Consider the following 13,204-nt stretch of genomic DNA (forward strand, 5'->3'; position numbering starts at 1 on the left):
AAATGATCTCAGTAAACGATTTCCGTACAGGTCTAACAATTATTGTTGATGGCCAATTATACCGCGTGTTAGATTTCCAACACGTAAAACCAGGTAAAGGTGCTGCATTCGTACGTTCTAAATTACGTAACCTACGTAACGGCTCAGTGAATGAAAAAACATTCCGCGCTGGTGAAAAAGTTGAAAAGGCACAAATCGATAATCGTAAAATGCAATATTTATATGCACAAGGTGACGAGCATGTATTTATGGACTTGGAATCATATGAGCAAACTGAACTAGCTTCATCTGCTATTGAGTATGAATTAAAATTCCTAAAAGAAAACATGGAAGTGCATATTCAATCTTACCAAGGTGAAATGTTAGGTGTTGAATTACCGAACACTGTTCAATTAGAAGTAACAGAAACAGAACCAGGAATCAAAGGTGATACAGCTTCTGGCGGTACAAAACCTGCTACTCTTGAAACAGGTCTAATCGTACAAGTACCATTCTTCGTTAACCAAGGTGACGTTTTAATCATTAACACGGATGAAGGTTCTTACGTTTCTCGTGCATAATGATCAGCCTACTCTTTTCATTAAAGAGTAGGTTTTTATTTTTTTCTTATACATATACTGTCAAATCGTTCATTTAATGTGATAATAGATAGAAGCACTATTTAATTTTTATTGAGGTACTATCAAGTTTCTATCATCAGATAGATGGTCATTACTGGTAGAATTGTTTACAATCAGAGTAAGGAGTGAAAGGTATGCTACAAACAACATTTGATATGCGATATCCAATTATACAAGCACCAATGGCAGGCGTGACATCACCTAAATTTGTGGCGGCTTGTGCTGAGGCAGGCCTATTAGGTTCAATTGGTGCAGGTTACTTAGATGGTGAACAAACAAAGCAGTTTATTCAAGAAGTGAAGAAATTAACGACAAAGCCCTTTGCGGTCAATTTATTTGTGCAAGAAGAACCCAAAATTGATGTCGAGGTTTTACAACAAGCCAGAATGGCACTGCAACCTTTTTACGATGAATTAGGATTATCCCCTGTACAGAGCGTAACATCAAAGGAAGTTTTTGCGGGACAGGTTCAAGCTGTGATTGAAGAAAAGGTAGCAGTTTGTTCATTTACATTTGGGCTGCCATCTCCGGCTGTTCTTAAACAATTAAAAGATCATGGCGTCTATACGATTGGTACTGCAACCACATTAGAGGAAGCCATACTGGTGGAGCAAGCAGGAATGGATGCGGTTGTATTACAAGGGGGAGAGGCTGGCGGTCATCGAGGCTCTTTTACTGACCCTTTGCAATTAATTCCATTGCATGACTTACTACAACAAGTAGTGGGAAAAGTTGCGATTCCGATTATAGCTGCGGGAGGCCTTGTAACCAAAGAGGATATTCAAAAGGCACTTGAAAGTGGGGCACAGGCAGTACAAATTGGGACGGCTTTACTAGTGGCAGATGAATGCGAAATTTCGCCACTCTATAAAAATGCTGTATTGGCATCAAAAGAACAACAAACGACGATTACGCTTGCATTTACTGGTAAACCAGCAAGAGGTTTAGCAAATGATTTCACGAAACGTATGGAGGATGCGACAGTAGCACCCTATCCACTACAAAATTATCTAACGACTACCATTCGTAAGGAAAGTGCTGAGCAAGGTAATGCAGAATATTTATCCATGTGGATGGGTGAAAATAGTCACCTCATACAGCAAACGGATACGGTGAAAAACATTGTGAGCAAACTATTATAATTTTTTATCGTAGAAGATCTCTATACATCTGTATAGAGGTCTTTTTTTTTGAAGAGCGACATATATTGCTGTACACGAGGGGGCGTAGGAATGGAATTACAAGACGTATTAAGAGTTGCTGGAGTGGGACTAGTCGTTGCGCTTCTTCATGTTTTCTTTGATCAAACAGGGAAGAAGGAGTTTTCATTTTTCCTCTTTTTCATTGCTTACTTATATATGACAGCAGAATTACTTCGATTTTTACGTCTATTCTTTAATGAGATTTTAACCTTCTTCCAATGGCTTACCTCATCCGGGTAATGTGAATGGAAATTGTCATCGTCGCTGTTGTCATGCTGCTTTTATTATTGCTGATAAAAGAAGTTATACAGCCACTCCATGCGCTAATCAGTGTGATGTTTTCTTTTTTGCTTTTTGGCATGTTGTTCTCGACACTTTTATTGCCTTTCGCCAAACAATTGTTAGAAACACTTGCGTTTTTACCTTATGCGAAGGCTATTTTAATCAGTGCAAGTATGTTCTATGTCGGGCAGTGGGTGGCATTGCTTTTGGCAGAACATAATTATAAAGTGCTCGGGAACATCGTTTTTGCTGCGGTAAAAATTGTAATTTTACTGTATTGGTTCAAAGAATTTTTGGCTGTTCTACAGGAGGTGTCGGCCATTTTAAAAAGGCTAAACTAAGGAGCGAAGCCATTGCAGGAGCAAATATTATCGTTTTTAATCGACCCATTCTTTCTCTTGCTCAAGATGACGCTCATGCTTTGCAGCTACGTCATCATCATTTTGATTGTGAACATGCTATTACCAGAGTTTGAAAAAGGGACAAGGATACTTTTTTTTCTTATCGTTTTAGCAACAATCGGTCCTGTTGTTGTCAACTCCTTTACATTAATTGATGAAATTGCACAAGGACTAGCCCATCTATTTACGGCATTTTATCCGATTCTTACATCAAGCTTTTTATTATCCAGTAGTATTACAGCGATTGCTTCCTGGCAGCCTTTTTTACTGTTTTTTGTACAAGTCCTCACCATTATCAGTAGTAAGTGGCTTATTCCTGGCGTGCTTTTGGCCATTGTCTTTGATGTATGCAGTGTCATCGTAAAGGAAATATCCTTTACTCGAATAGCTGAATTAATTCGCTTTACAATTATGAGCATCGTGTCGGCCTCAGTTATTTGCTATGTCTTACTGATGACCGCAAGTGGTGTAGCAGCATTTAGTGTCAATGCGGCTGTAGCAGAGCCCGTCAAAAAATTAATTGAAGAAAATATTCCAGTTGTTGGTTCTTTTATTGTGGATAGTTTTTCGATGTTTCAGCATATGACTCAATTTACATCTTCTCTTACAAGTATTAGCGCTTTTATCGCCGTCATTACGGTGTCTTTTATCCCAACCGTGCAGCTTGTAGTTAGTGCCTATTCTTTGAAAATGCTCGCTGCTATTTTAGAACCGATTGCCTTTGATGATATTTGTAGACTACTAGATCAAGTTAGCAAATCACTATTTACTTTATGTGCTGTATCATTTTTAATTGCTTTTTCATTTATGTTTTCTTGTTTTTTCCTCATTGTGTTCGTACAAGTCATGGCAGGGGGGAGATAGATTGATTCTTTTATTGGCATTGCTGTTTGTCTGTCAGATTTTTGTGTTTCTAACGGATGATAAGGAAATAATTTCACTGACAAAGTTGGTCATCACGTTAGTATTTTTGCAATTGCTATTAAAGATTCCATTTATCAATTCATAGGAAGAAACAAGCGTACATACACTTGAAAAAGAGAAGATGAAAGGAGGCAATGTACAAGTGATGTGGAAAAGACACGAAAAAAAACAACGTCATTGATGGTTTTAATTTTGATAGCTGCCTCCGTGGGAATTTTCATCATTTTACCTATGTATCAAACGAATTCAACAAGCGACAATGGTTCACCGCTCACGAATGAAGAAAAACTTGAGCAAACCCTGAAGGCAATGGAAGGTGTTGGGAAGGTTAAAGTCTACTTTTATTATGGAGAGATGACAGATGATCAGAATGCCAATAAACTATTCAGCCAATATTTTCGAGGGACTGAACAAGGCACGAAAAACGTGACAGGAATGCTCGTTGTTTCAGAGGGTGCTTCCGATATCTTTGTGAAAAATGAAATTCGTGCTGTCGTCAGTCAAGTGATGCAATTACCGATTCATCGAATTATTATCGTTCCAATGGAAAATAAGGAGGAAAAGTAAATGCGCGTACGTAGAAGAACAGTTTGGTTTATGACATTATTAAGTTTAGTAGCAGTCATTTCAGTGTATTATTTGGTAGATCCAGCAAAGCAATTCAATGGTCTTACTATTTTTACAGATGATACACTGCAACAAACAGCTGTCACAGGTGTTACAGATCAGGAGGCAACAAATGATATAACACAAGAAGTATCTTCACCAAGTCACTTATTTGAAGAAATGCGTATGCAGGTTAGTGATGAGAGAAGCCAGCTTCGTGAGCAGTTAACACAAAAGATTGCCTCAGAAGAATATTCTGCCGAAGAAAAAAATGAGGCATATAATGAAATGGATGGCCTTATTAAACGTGAATCAGCTGAAGCTATGCTTGAGATGCTCGTAAAATCATTAGGCTACTCTGATGCGTTTGTTCGTGCTGAGGGAGAAAAAGTGTCGGTGACAGTGATGGCAGAGGAATTGTCAAAAGCCCAAGCAAACGAAATTATTTATTTGGTAAAAACAGAGATGGAAGGCGCAAATGATGTGCAAGTCAAGTTCAGTGCAAATAATTATTAAAAAATAAAGAAAAAAATAAATTTTTAGTTAATTTATAAAAGGTTGTTATATATCAGCTTCATGAAAAGGCTTTCGCTTAGTAAAGGAAAGCCTTTTATTTTGTTCATATTTACTTAATTTTCATTTAACTATTTCAAATTGATACGAAAAAATATAGAATAGTTATTGTAGTAGATTTTAATTCATAAGGAGAGTTAGAAATGTTCAAAATTCAAGAAATTCGTGAAATTATTAAATTAGTGGATTCTTCTTCAATTGACGAGTTTGTGTACGAAGTAGATGGCGCAAAAGTAAAACTTAAAAAGAATAATGTTGTTGTTACAGAAACTGTAGCACCTAAAAAAGAAGTAGTAGCCCCTGTTGTACAACAATCTGCACCAGCAGAAGCTCCAGCAGTAACACCTGCACCAGCGAAAGAAGAAGCGCCAGCAACAGCTGCAGCGGCACCATCAGTTAACGACCCATCGTTACATAAAATTGTATCTCCAATGGTCGGTACTTTCTATCAAGCACCAAACCCAGATTCTCCTGCTTACGTAAAAGTGGGTGACAAAGTAGGGGACGAAACAATCGTATGTATCGTAGAAGCAATGAAATTATTCAACGAAATCGAAGCAGAAGTGCAAGGGGAAATCGTTGAAATTCTAGTTAAAGATGGCGACTTAGTAGAGTACGGCCAACCATTATTCCTTGTAAAAGCTGAGTAAGGAGTGCAAAACAAATGAAAAAAGTTTTAATTGCAAACCGCGGCGAAATCGCTGTGCGTATCATTCGTGCTTGTAAAGAGTTAGGCATTCAATCGGTTGCTGTGTACTCTGAAGCAGATGCTGACGCATTACATGTGAAGTTAGCAGACGAAGCTTATTGCATCGGACCAAAGCTATCAAAAGATTCTTATCTTAGCTTCCCAGCGCTACTTAGCGTAGCTGAAAAGACAGGTGCTGATGGCATCCACCCAGGATATGGCTTCGTATCAGAAAACGCTGATTTTGCTGAAGCTTGTGAAAACGCTGGCATTAAATTTATCGGTCCATCATCTGATTCTATTAAAATTATGGGCATCAAGGACGTTGCACGTACAACAATGGAAGCAGCAGGCGTTCCACTTGTTCCAGGTACTGGTATTGTACCAGATATCGAAACTGGTAAAGAATGGGCTGCTAAAATTGGTTACCCTGTCATCATCAAGGCAACTGCTGGTGGTGGCGGTAAAGGAATCCGTGTAGCACGTACAGAAGAAGATCTTGTAAAAGGTATTGAAATTACGCAAAAAGAGGCTGCTGCAGCATTCGGTAACCCTGGCGTATATTTAGAGAAATTTATCGAGTACTTCCGTCACTGTGAAATCCAAGTTTTAGCAGATGGCTACGGTAACGTGGTGCATTTAGGCGAACGAGACTGTACGGTTCAACGTCGTATGCAGAAGTTAGTAGAGGAAGCTCCATCTCCAGCCCTATCTTCTGAGCGTCGTGCTGAAATGGGTGCAGCTGCAGTAAAAGCGGCACAAGCATGTAACTATGAAGGTGCTGGCACAATCGAGTTTATCTATGACTATCAAGAGGACAAGTTCTACTTCATGGAAATGAACACTCGTATTCAGGTTGAGCACCCAGTAACAGAAATGATTTCTGGTGTAGATCTTGTACAACAACAATTAAAAATTGCATCTGGTGAGAAGCTTCCATTCACACAAGATGATATAAAATTAAATGGTTGGGCCATTGAATGCCGTATTAACGCAGAAAATGCCTATAAAAACTTCATGCCTTCAGCAGGAACTGTTGATACGTATATAACACCAGGTGGCTATGGTGTACGTATTGATTCTGCTGTCTATGCAGGCTATACAATCCCACCATATTACGATTCAATGGTAGCAAAACTAATTGTTCATGCGGATACACGTGAAGAAGCGATTGCGAAAATGAACCGTGCCTTAAGTGAATTCGAAGTATCTGGTCCTGGAATTAATACAACGATTCCATTCCACCAAGCATTGATGAACAATGACGTTTTCAAATCAGCACAATTCAATACGAAGTTCCTAGAAGAGAACGATGTATTGGGTGTAGCAGAAAAAGTGAAGTAAGCGTTCGCAAGTTTAAACCTCCTAGCTATTATTAGTTAGGAGGTTTTTTATGTCTAAGCATAACTAGATGGAAGACTTACTTGCAGGTAGGAAGATCAATTATAGAAGAAAGATTGATCGTTATAGAAGCTTAAACCGTTACTAATTGAAGTGTGGTGAAAAAGATTATAAAAGTTCTATTTTATAGATAGAAGATCGTTATCTGGTGTTAACATACCATTCTTTGTTGAATAATCTCCTATGTTTCTGTAAAGCACAGCTGTCTTTATCGCATGGCCTTCTTTCGCAAATACAAGAAGGAAAATATCTTCCCGTACATCTAATCCACTAATACTACCTTTAAACTGTATGTTCATTGTTTCTTCAATCGCATCTTTCGTTGTATAAGGTCCAAAAATTTGCGCTTTTTCCCAATCAAAATCCGTTAATTTATTTAGTGAAACTACAGTTGTACCATTATTTGCTTTTTCCATTATATTTTTCGCAAGCAATGTATCTTCACTAGCACTATTTCCCAAAAATAAAAAAAACATTGTAAACATGAGGACAACCCCACCGATGCCAAACAACCATTTTTGTAACATACTCTACCTCTACTTTATCTCAAATTAATTCTATATTATAGAAAGAATACTATATAATAGAAGAAAGAAATAGTCATCCCCCTGAAAAGGAATGAAACAATGGATGCCAATATACAATAAGCTAGTGAGGGATAAAATTTTAGAAGTAATTGAAGCGAAGGGTTTATCCTATCATGCACACATTTTAGAACCTAGTGAGCTGGTAAAGGCAATAAAGGCTAAAATAATAGAAGAAGCTACAGAATTTTACGAAGCCGAATGTAGAGAAGAAAGTGTAGAAGAGCTTGCAGATATACTGGAGCTCCTTCATATCGCTATCGGTGTGCTAGGTGTAAGCTTTGAGGAGCTAGAAGAGACGCGTGAACACAAGAGAAATGCTCGTGGGGGATTTGAAAAGGGAATTTATTTAATCGATGTAGTGGATCAGTAAAGTCGGTTTTAAATTAAAACGGCTTTCGACAGCCAAACCTTCCTTTTTATAGTATAATAAATGTAAGTACAGCACTTGTTTGTGATGTGTAAGGGAAAGGATGATATTTGTATGGCAGAGAAAGTAGGACAATCTTTCGTACAACCAACACCTTCTGGGAAAGAAGAGCTTGGAAAAATTGAGGTAGCGGCAGAGGTGATCGAGGTTGTGGCTGGGATTGCTGTCAATGAAGTAGAAGGCATTGCTGCAACTCGTGGGAATATTGCGACGGGTGTCGTGGAACGTTTCGGTAAAAAAGTACACAATAAAGGCATTAAATCAGGTGTAACGGAAACTGGTGAAATTGCGATTGATGTATTTTGCTCTGTGAAATATGGATATGCCATTCCTAAAGTAGCAAAAGAAGTTCAAACGCAAATCCGTCAGGCTATTTTTAATATGACGGCACTAGAAACAGCAGAAGTAAATGTGCATATTACAGGTATTCACTTTGAAAAAGAAGAAACAGTAGTGCATGAATAAAAAAGAAAAGGATTGCCCAATGATGATTCGTTCATCAAAGGGCAGTCCTTTTTATATGGATTTCTCTAGGATGTTCATGTGGATGTATCGCTATTTTATAATTCTATATGCTTTGGCTTTCTCCAGAATAACGCAAGTATGACGCCTAGCACCAATACGATTGTAGCAAAGTAGTATGGATAGTTCAGATTGATATCGAACAATACCCCACCTAGAATTGGGCCAAAAATATTACCAAGACTTGTAAACATAGAGTTCATGCCACCAACAAATCCTTGTTCATTTCCGGCAATTTTCGATAAATACGAAGTAACAGCAGGTCGAATTAAATCGAAGCCTACGAAAATAAAGAATGTCACGAATAAGATGGCAAAATAATGACTCACGATCGTCATGGCAAATGTTAATACTGCTGAAAGGATTAGAGAGTAACGAATAACATTAATCTCACCCATTTTCTTTGTCAGCCAATCAAATAGTATTAATTGAGCTAGTGCCCCAACAATACCACTTCCTGTAATAATTATGGCAATATCCGATGGTGTAAACGCAAATTTGTGATCGACGAATAAGCTAAACAATGATTCGAATGCAGCGAGGCCAAATGATAACACGAAAATAAGAATGAATGGTATGAAGTAGAGTGGACTAAACACACGCTTGACACTACCTAACATGGATTGTGCTACTTCTTCATTGTCTGTAGCACGTGTTGGCTCTTTTAAAAACAGCAATGACAGGATAGCTGCGAACAGACCAAGTACCCCAGCTGCATAAAATGGGACACGTGTACCAATTTCAGCTAAAAAACCACCGATCCCAGGGCCGATAATAAAACCTGTGCTAATGGCTGCACTCATATAGCCAAGTGCCTTAGGGCGCTGTGCCAATGTCGTAATATCAGCTATATAGGCGGTTACAGCTGGCATAATGAAAGCGGCACTCACGCCACCTAACATACGAGAGACAAAAAGAATTTCAACAGAACGACCAAACCCAAATAAAAACTCAGAAAGTCCAAAAATAAAAAGACCTGCAACAATCATAACTTTGCGGCCAATATTATCAACAAGCTTACCTGCAATTGGTGATGCAATTAATTGTGTAATGGCAAAGGCTGCCACCATATAACCAACAACAGAGCCAGAAATATGTAGCTCATTCATGATGGTTGGTAAAACAGGGATGACTAAACCAATCCCTAAAAAGGCAATGAAAAGATTAGATAATAAAATAGCTAAGGTTATATTTTGTTTCTTGCTCATAAACTTCTCCTTCTAATTGTTCGCGATACATGTTTTCAATCTACTAGAATATTTCCATGTAATACGATAAACCCTATAGTAACTATAGGGTCAAAAGATTTGTTTTTATTTTTAAAAAAATTTTTATCAGTTTGGGAGTTCTGGCTGAGAGTTATACGAATGCGCCACTACTTTTTCGGAGGAATTTTGTGTCTCTTGTTTTTGCCTAATCTTTAATTCTACTATAAATTTCTTTTCTTGTTCCATAGTGAGCGTTGCTGGCATGTATAGCTCATACACTTGCGACTCAAATAGTTCCTGCTGAGCTAGTACATGATTTCTCAACTTTTCATAGAATGAAAAATAAGTATCAGGATCGTAAATAAAGGCGATGCATACATATTTACCCCCAGGAATAATGGTTTGTTGTATGTTTGGTGAAAGCTGCGAAAATGTGCGCTCCGTTAATAGGGGAGTGAAAATAGCATCATAAATGATGTCATTGACATCTTTATAGGGCTCTAGTGGATAAATACAGCCATAACGACTGTTTAAGACACTGCCTTCCTTTTCGATGATTTTAATTAAAGTGGCATAGTATGTACTGGTGCTCGATGTCGGTGTTAATTCAGTAGTGGTTACTTGAAGAACGGGCATTGCTTCCTCTATTTGCGCATAAATCTCACCGAAGACTGGGATATCAATTTGCTCTTGTAATTGCTTTTTTGTTTTCAGTAAGGTATTTTTTGCTTCGTTTAAACGTGAAATTTTTTCATTGATGCGTAGCTCCTGCTGAGCTAAAAAATCAAGCAATTCCTCAGAGGTTAATCTAAGTGCTTTTTTTATATCATCGAGCGTCACGCCGATATATTTAAGGGACTTTATAATGTCTAAATAGAATAGCTGATTGCCTTTATAATACCGATAATTGGTGAAGGTATCGATATAAGCAGGCTTAAATAAATCAATTTGATCATAATAACGTAATGTCTGAACCGATAAGTTTGAAAGTTTGGCAACCTCACCTATCGTATAATAATGTTCCTTCATAAATGGCCTCCACTAATAAAAGCTAAAAAAGTTTCGAATGGCATCAAAACGAATTTTATGCTTGCATCCACCCAGTAAAATAGGTGAAATGTACGTTCCTTCATTTGTTGATATTGTTCTTCACCGTCAACCATTTTAAATGTTTTTTGCAGCTAAGACATATAGCTTCAGTTTGCATTGTGACACCTCTAAAGTTTTTCTTTATTATACCATTACGAACAGGAAACATTCATTTTTGGAATACCACTATTTCGATGAGAAGTGGGCTTAAACAAAAAGTTCCTTGAAAAAGGTTCAGATTATTGAAAACTTGCTTGAAATCGTGTTTCTCATGTGATTTTATGCTATTATAAACCTTAATGCCACTTAAGAAGGAGAGCTTTACATGAAACGACATGAAGCACGCGAAAAAGCGTTGCAAGTTTTGTTTCAGCTAGACAATACGGATCTAACAGTTGAAGAAGCAATGGGCCATATTAAAGGTCAACCTACCAATGCCTTCTACGAAAAGATCGTAAATGGAACAGCTGAACATTTGGAGGAAATCGATGCTACATTAGAACAGCATCTTGAAAAGTGGTCACTTGCCCGTCTACCCAAAATTGAAAGAACGGTTTTACGTTTAGCTGTATATGAATTGTTATACATGCCAGAAACACCAAAAAGAGTAGTACTAAACGAAGCAATCGAGTTATGTAAAACATTTGGCGATGATAGTTCATCTAAATTCGTCAATGGTGTACTTTCTAAATTTACAGAACAAGAATAATGTGTTGAATTGGAAGGAGTAACGAAGGTTTATGTCAAGTGCAATTATTAATGGTAAAGAGATTGGTCAAGAAATTCGTAATGCTGTAGCAGAGCGTGTCATTCGTTTAAAAGAGCGAGGATTGACACCTGGTTTAGCGGTTGTGTTAGTTGGAGACAACCAGGCATCAGCTACATATGTGAGAAATAAACAAAAATCTTGTGAAGCGATTGGTATGTTTTCAGAACTCATTAAATTACCCGAAGAGACAACGCAAGAGGAATTACTAGCACAAATTGAGCTTTTAAATCAACGTGAGGATATTCATGGTATTTTAGTTCAATTACCACTCCCAAAACATATTGATGAGGATACAGTCATTGCAACGATTGCTGTTGAGAAGGATGTGGATGGATTCTCACCTGTAAGCGTTGGGAAAATGATGCTTGGCCAAGAAACATTTTTACCTTGTACACCGTTTGGCGTGATGAAGCTTCTTGAGTATTCAGGAATTGAAATCGCAGGAAAGCATGCTGTAATCGTAGGTCGTAGTCATATCGTTGGTAAACCAATGGGACAACTACTTTTACAAAAGGATGCAACGGTAACCTATACACACTCTAAAACGCTAGATTTACCTTCATTTACAAAACAAGCAGATATTTTAATTGCCGCAGTTGGTCGTGCAAACTTTATTACGAAAGAGCACGTGAAAGAAGGGGCTGTTGTTATTGATGTAGGCATTAATCGCGATGACAACAATAAATTATGCGGTGACGTAAACTTTGCAGAAGTAGATGGGATTGCGTCTCATATTACGCCTGTACCAGGTGGTGTAGGACCAATGACCATCACAATGTTACTATTCAACACAGTGCAAGCGGCTGAAAATACGCTTGCAAAATAAAAAACCTTTTGAAGAAAGTCATCTCAACATTGTGTGAGGTGACTTTTTTGTTGTGTAAATTCAGAACTTTTCTTCGATTTTGTCGTCTAATGTAACGTTTGGGACATACATACTGAGGAGGAGGTTTTTATGGAAAATATCGATATTATGTTAATTGTCAAGCATATCATTATTGGACTTGTCCAAGGTTTTACAGAGCCAATTCCTGTATCGTCGAGTGGACATGTAATGATTGCTAGCGAAATGCTGGGACTAGGTGAACAAGGTTTTACTTTTGCCATCTTAACCAATACAGCTTCGTTACTTGCTATTATGTATATTTATCGTGAGGATATTGTTCGTCTGATCAGTCATTTTTTTCTTTACTTGAAAACTAGAGAAAAGCGGTATAACGCAGATTTTCGCTTTGCTCTCTATATTGTCATCGGTTCAATTCCTGCTGGCGTTTTAGGGGTGTTATTAAGTGATGTTATTGCAGATAACGTAAGTATGACGACGATTGCGCTCATGCTATTTGTGACAGGGACTGCATTATGGTTAATTCGTAATATGCGTGGCAAGAAGAAAGATGCAGATTTACGTGCTAAAGATGCCATCATTGTAGGGCTGGGGCAAGCAGTTGCTTTAACGCCAGGCATTAGCCGTTCTGGAGCTACGATTATTTCCGCCATAGCAGTAGGGATGAAGCAGGATACAGCCTTACGTTTTTCCTTTATGCTTTATATTCCTGTAAGTTTGGGTGGGGTAGTCCTTGGCATTACAGATTTTTTAGACGAGCCGAATAAAGGTGCCTTAGCTCTTCCATATGCCGCCACTTTCTTGGCAACACTCATTATGACTTATTTTGCGATGCGTTGGTTTATGGGCATTATGAAAAGTGGCAAACTTAGCTACTTTACGTATTATTGTTTTATTGTAGGAACTCTTTTATTACTATTTTATTAAAATATAAAGTCTCATAACGTATGAAGTTATGGGGCTTTGTTTGTTATTTGTCATAATATACGATTTCTAATAGTGAGAACGTGTAGGAATGTGTTATAGTTGTTTTTCAATAGAAGAAAGACAGTCATTTTTTC

The 13,204-nt window shown here is 37.8% G+C and carries 18 protein-coding genes; 15 read left to right on the plus strand and 3 right to left on the minus strand.

Annotated features, from left to right (window positions below; genetic code table 11):
* Positions 1 to 2 precede the first annotated feature (2 nt).
* The 10 genes from efp to accC all read left to right on the plus strand — a co-directional run bounded on the left by efp (position 3) and on the right by accC (position 6,640).
* Complete coding sequence (gene efp / locus ACMGGO_RS07770) at positions 3 to 560, plus strand: elongation factor P (RefSeq protein WP_004231115.1); 558 nt, start codon at positions 3 to 5, stop codon at positions 558 to 560.
* Between the two features lie 194 nt (positions 561 to 754).
* Positions 755 to 1,762, plus strand: a complete 1,008-nt coding sequence (locus ACMGGO_RS07775; RefSeq protein WP_048392287.1) for an NAD(P)H-dependent flavin oxidoreductase — start codon at positions 755 to 757, stop codon at positions 1,760 to 1,762.
* Positions 1,763 to 1,852: 90 nt separating this feature from the next.
* Positions 1,853 to 2,062, plus strand: a complete 210-nt coding sequence (locus ACMGGO_RS07780) for a hypothetical protein (RefSeq protein WP_012295089.1) — start codon at positions 1,853 to 1,855, stop codon at positions 2,060 to 2,062.
* A 5-nt stretch (positions 2,063 to 2,067) separates the two neighbouring features.
* Entirely contained in the window at positions 2,068 to 2,445 is a 378-nt protein-coding gene (locus tag ACMGGO_RS07785; protein WP_016994741.1) for a hypothetical protein, read from the plus strand.
* Between the two features lie 12 nt (positions 2,446 to 2,457).
* A complete protein-coding gene (locus tag ACMGGO_RS07790; protein WP_004231121.1) occupies positions 2,458 to 3,369 on the plus strand; it encodes a stage III sporulation protein AE in 912 nt (303 codons plus the stop codon).
* A gap of 1 nt (position 3,370) precedes the next feature.
* On the plus strand, positions 3,371 to 3,514 hold the full coding sequence (locus tag ACMGGO_RS07795) for a hypothetical protein (protein WP_004231124.1): 144 nt from the start codon (positions 3,371 to 3,373) through the stop codon (positions 3,512 to 3,514).
* A 62-nt stretch (positions 3,515 to 3,576) separates the two neighbouring features.
* Positions 3,577 to 3,996, plus strand: coding sequence for a hypothetical protein (locus tag ACMGGO_RS07800; protein ID WP_048392288.1), 420 nt, complete (start codon positions 3,577 to 3,579; stop codon positions 3,994 to 3,996).
* Positions 3,997 to 4,551 (plus strand): SpoIIIAH-like family protein, encoded by a 555-nt coding sequence (locus ACMGGO_RS07805; protein WP_004231131.1) that lies wholly within the window; start codon positions 3,997 to 3,999, stop codon positions 4,549 to 4,551.
* 200 nt (positions 4,552 to 4,751) lie between these two features.
* Positions 4,752 to 5,258 carry an acetyl-CoA carboxylase biotin carboxyl carrier protein gene (gene accB, locus ACMGGO_RS07810; protein WP_279495485.1) on the plus strand — a complete coding sequence of 169 codons (507 nt, stop codon included), beginning with the start codon at positions 4,752 to 4,754 and terminating at the stop codon, positions 5,256 to 5,258.
* Between the two features lie 14 nt (positions 5,259 to 5,272).
* Positions 5,273 to 6,640 carry an acetyl-CoA carboxylase biotin carboxylase subunit gene (gene accC, locus ACMGGO_RS07815; RefSeq protein ID WP_004231135.1) on the plus strand — a complete coding sequence of 456 codons (1,368 nt, stop codon included), beginning with the start codon at positions 5,273 to 5,275 and terminating at the stop codon, positions 6,638 to 6,640.
* A gap of 176 nt (positions 6,641 to 6,816) precedes the next feature.
* Here accC and ACMGGO_RS07820 read toward each other — a convergent pair whose 3' ends face one another.
* Positions 6,817 to 7,224 carry a hypothetical protein gene (locus ACMGGO_RS07820; protein ID WP_305192932.1) on the minus strand — a complete coding sequence of 136 codons (408 nt, stop codon included), beginning with the start codon at positions 7,222 to 7,224 and terminating at the stop codon, positions 6,817 to 6,819.
* Between the two features lie 103 nt (positions 7,225 to 7,327).
* Between ACMGGO_RS07820 and ACMGGO_RS07825 the strand changes: the two genes are divergently transcribed.
* Both ACMGGO_RS07825 and ACMGGO_RS07830 read left to right on the plus strand, forming a co-directional pair.
* The gene (locus ACMGGO_RS07825; RefSeq protein WP_305193082.1) at positions 7,328 to 7,654 is read left to right on the plus strand and encodes a nucleoside triphosphate pyrophosphohydrolase; all 327 of its coding nucleotides are present in this window, start codon (positions 7,328 to 7,330) and stop codon (positions 7,652 to 7,654) included.
* Positions 7,655 to 7,765: 111 nt separating this feature from the next.
* On the plus strand, positions 7,766 to 8,176 hold the full coding sequence (locus ACMGGO_RS07830; RefSeq protein WP_004231142.1) for an Asp23/Gls24 family envelope stress response protein: 411 nt from the start codon (positions 7,766 to 7,768) through the stop codon (positions 8,174 to 8,176).
* A gap of 95 nt (positions 8,177 to 8,271) precedes the next feature.
* Here ACMGGO_RS07830 and ACMGGO_RS07835 read toward each other — a convergent pair whose 3' ends face one another.
* Both ACMGGO_RS07835 and ACMGGO_RS07840 read right to left on the minus strand, forming a co-directional pair.
* Positions 8,272 to 9,441, minus strand: coding sequence for an MFS transporter (locus ACMGGO_RS07835; RefSeq protein ID WP_048392291.1), 1,170 nt, complete (start codon positions 9,439 to 9,441; stop codon positions 8,272 to 8,274).
* A gap of 126 nt (positions 9,442 to 9,567) precedes the next feature.
* Positions 9,568 to 10,470: a MerR family transcriptional regulator gene (locus tag ACMGGO_RS07840; protein ID WP_420281753.1), complete on the minus strand. Its 903-nt coding sequence runs from the start codon at positions 10,468 to 10,470 to the stop codon at positions 9,568 to 9,570.
* Between the two features lie 385 nt (positions 10,471 to 10,855).
* Here ACMGGO_RS07840 and nusB point away from each other — a divergent pair, with 385 nt between their 5' ends.
* The 3 genes from nusB (at position 10,856) to ACMGGO_RS07855 (ending at position 13,070) form a co-directional block, all read left to right on the plus strand.
* Positions 10,856 to 11,239: a transcription antitermination factor NusB gene (gene nusB / locus ACMGGO_RS07845; protein WP_004231146.1), complete on the plus strand. Its 384-nt coding sequence runs from the start codon at positions 10,856 to 10,858 to the stop codon at positions 11,237 to 11,239.
* A 31-nt stretch (positions 11,240 to 11,270) separates the two neighbouring features.
* On the plus strand, positions 11,271 to 12,125 hold the full coding sequence (folD, locus tag ACMGGO_RS07850; protein ID WP_420281754.1) for a bifunctional methylenetetrahydrofolate dehydrogenase/methenyltetrahydrofolate cyclohydrolase FolD: 855 nt from the start codon (positions 11,271 to 11,273) through the stop codon (positions 12,123 to 12,125).
* A 129-nt stretch (positions 12,126 to 12,254) separates the two neighbouring features.
* Positions 12,255 to 13,070 (plus strand): undecaprenyl-diphosphate phosphatase, encoded by an 816-nt coding sequence (locus ACMGGO_RS07855; RefSeq protein ID WP_048392294.1) that lies wholly within the window; start codon positions 12,255 to 12,257, stop codon positions 13,068 to 13,070.
* Positions 13,071 to 13,204 lie beyond the last annotated feature (134 nt).

It is taken from the genome of Lysinibacillus sp. BNK-21, assembly GCF_048684915.1.
Taxonomy (GTDB): Bacteria; Bacillota; Bacilli; order Bacillales_A; family Planococcaceae; genus Lysinibacillus; species Lysinibacillus capsici.

Excerpts from the sequence above, each read along its gene's own strand:
- ACMGGO_RS07785 (WP_016994741.1), top strand. The coding sequence starts at position 2,068 with ATGGAAATTGTCATCGTCGCTGTTGTCATGCTGCTTTTATTATTGCTG.
- accB (WP_279495485.1), top strand. The coding sequence starts at position 4,752 with ATGTTCAAAATTCAAGAAATTCGTGAAATTATTAAATTAGTGGATTCT.
- ACMGGO_RS07855 (WP_048392294.1), top strand. The coding sequence starts at position 12,255 with ATGGAAAATATCGATATTATGTTAATTGTCAAGCATATCATTATTGGA.
- efp (WP_004231115.1), top strand. The coding sequence starts at position 3 with ATGATCTCAGTAAACGATTTCCGTACAGGTCTAACAATTATTGTTGAT.
- folD (WP_420281754.1), top strand. The coding sequence starts at position 11,271 with ATGTCAAGTGCAATTATTAATGGTAAAGAGATTGGTCAAGAAATTCGT.
- ACMGGO_RS07775 (WP_048392287.1), top strand. The coding sequence starts at position 755 with ATGCTACAAACAACATTTGATATGCGATATCCAATTATACAAGCACCA.
- accC (WP_004231135.1), top strand. The coding sequence starts at position 5,273 with ATGAAAAAAGTTTTAATTGCAAACCGCGGCGAAATCGCTGTGCGTATC.
- ACMGGO_RS07805 (WP_004231131.1), top strand. The coding sequence starts at position 3,997 with ATGCGCGTACGTAGAAGAACAGTTTGGTTTATGACATTATTAAGTTTA.
- ACMGGO_RS07780 (WP_012295089.1), top strand. The coding sequence starts at position 1,853 with ATGGAATTACAAGACGTATTAAGAGTTGCTGGAGTGGGACTAGTCGTT.
- ACMGGO_RS07825 (WP_305193082.1), top strand. The coding sequence starts at position 7,328 with ATGCCAATATACAATAAGCTAGTGAGGGATAAAATTTTAGAAGTAATT.
- ACMGGO_RS07830 (WP_004231142.1), top strand. The coding sequence starts at position 7,766 with ATGGCAGAGAAAGTAGGACAATCTTTCGTACAACCAACACCTTCTGGG.
- ACMGGO_RS07840 (WP_420281753.1), bottom strand. The coding sequence starts at position 10,470 with ATGAAGGAACATTATTATACGATAGGTGAGGTTGCCAAACTTTCAAAC.
- ACMGGO_RS07820 (WP_305192932.1), bottom strand. The coding sequence starts at position 7,224 with ATGTTACAAAAATGGTTGTTTGGCATCGGTGGGGTTGTCCTCATGTTT.
- ACMGGO_RS07835 (WP_048392291.1), bottom strand. The coding sequence starts at position 9,441 with ATGAGCAAGAAACAAAATATAACCTTAGCTATTTTATTATCTAATCTT.
- nusB (WP_004231146.1), top strand. The coding sequence starts at position 10,856 with ATGAAACGACATGAAGCACGCGAAAAAGCGTTGCAAGTTTTGTTTCAG.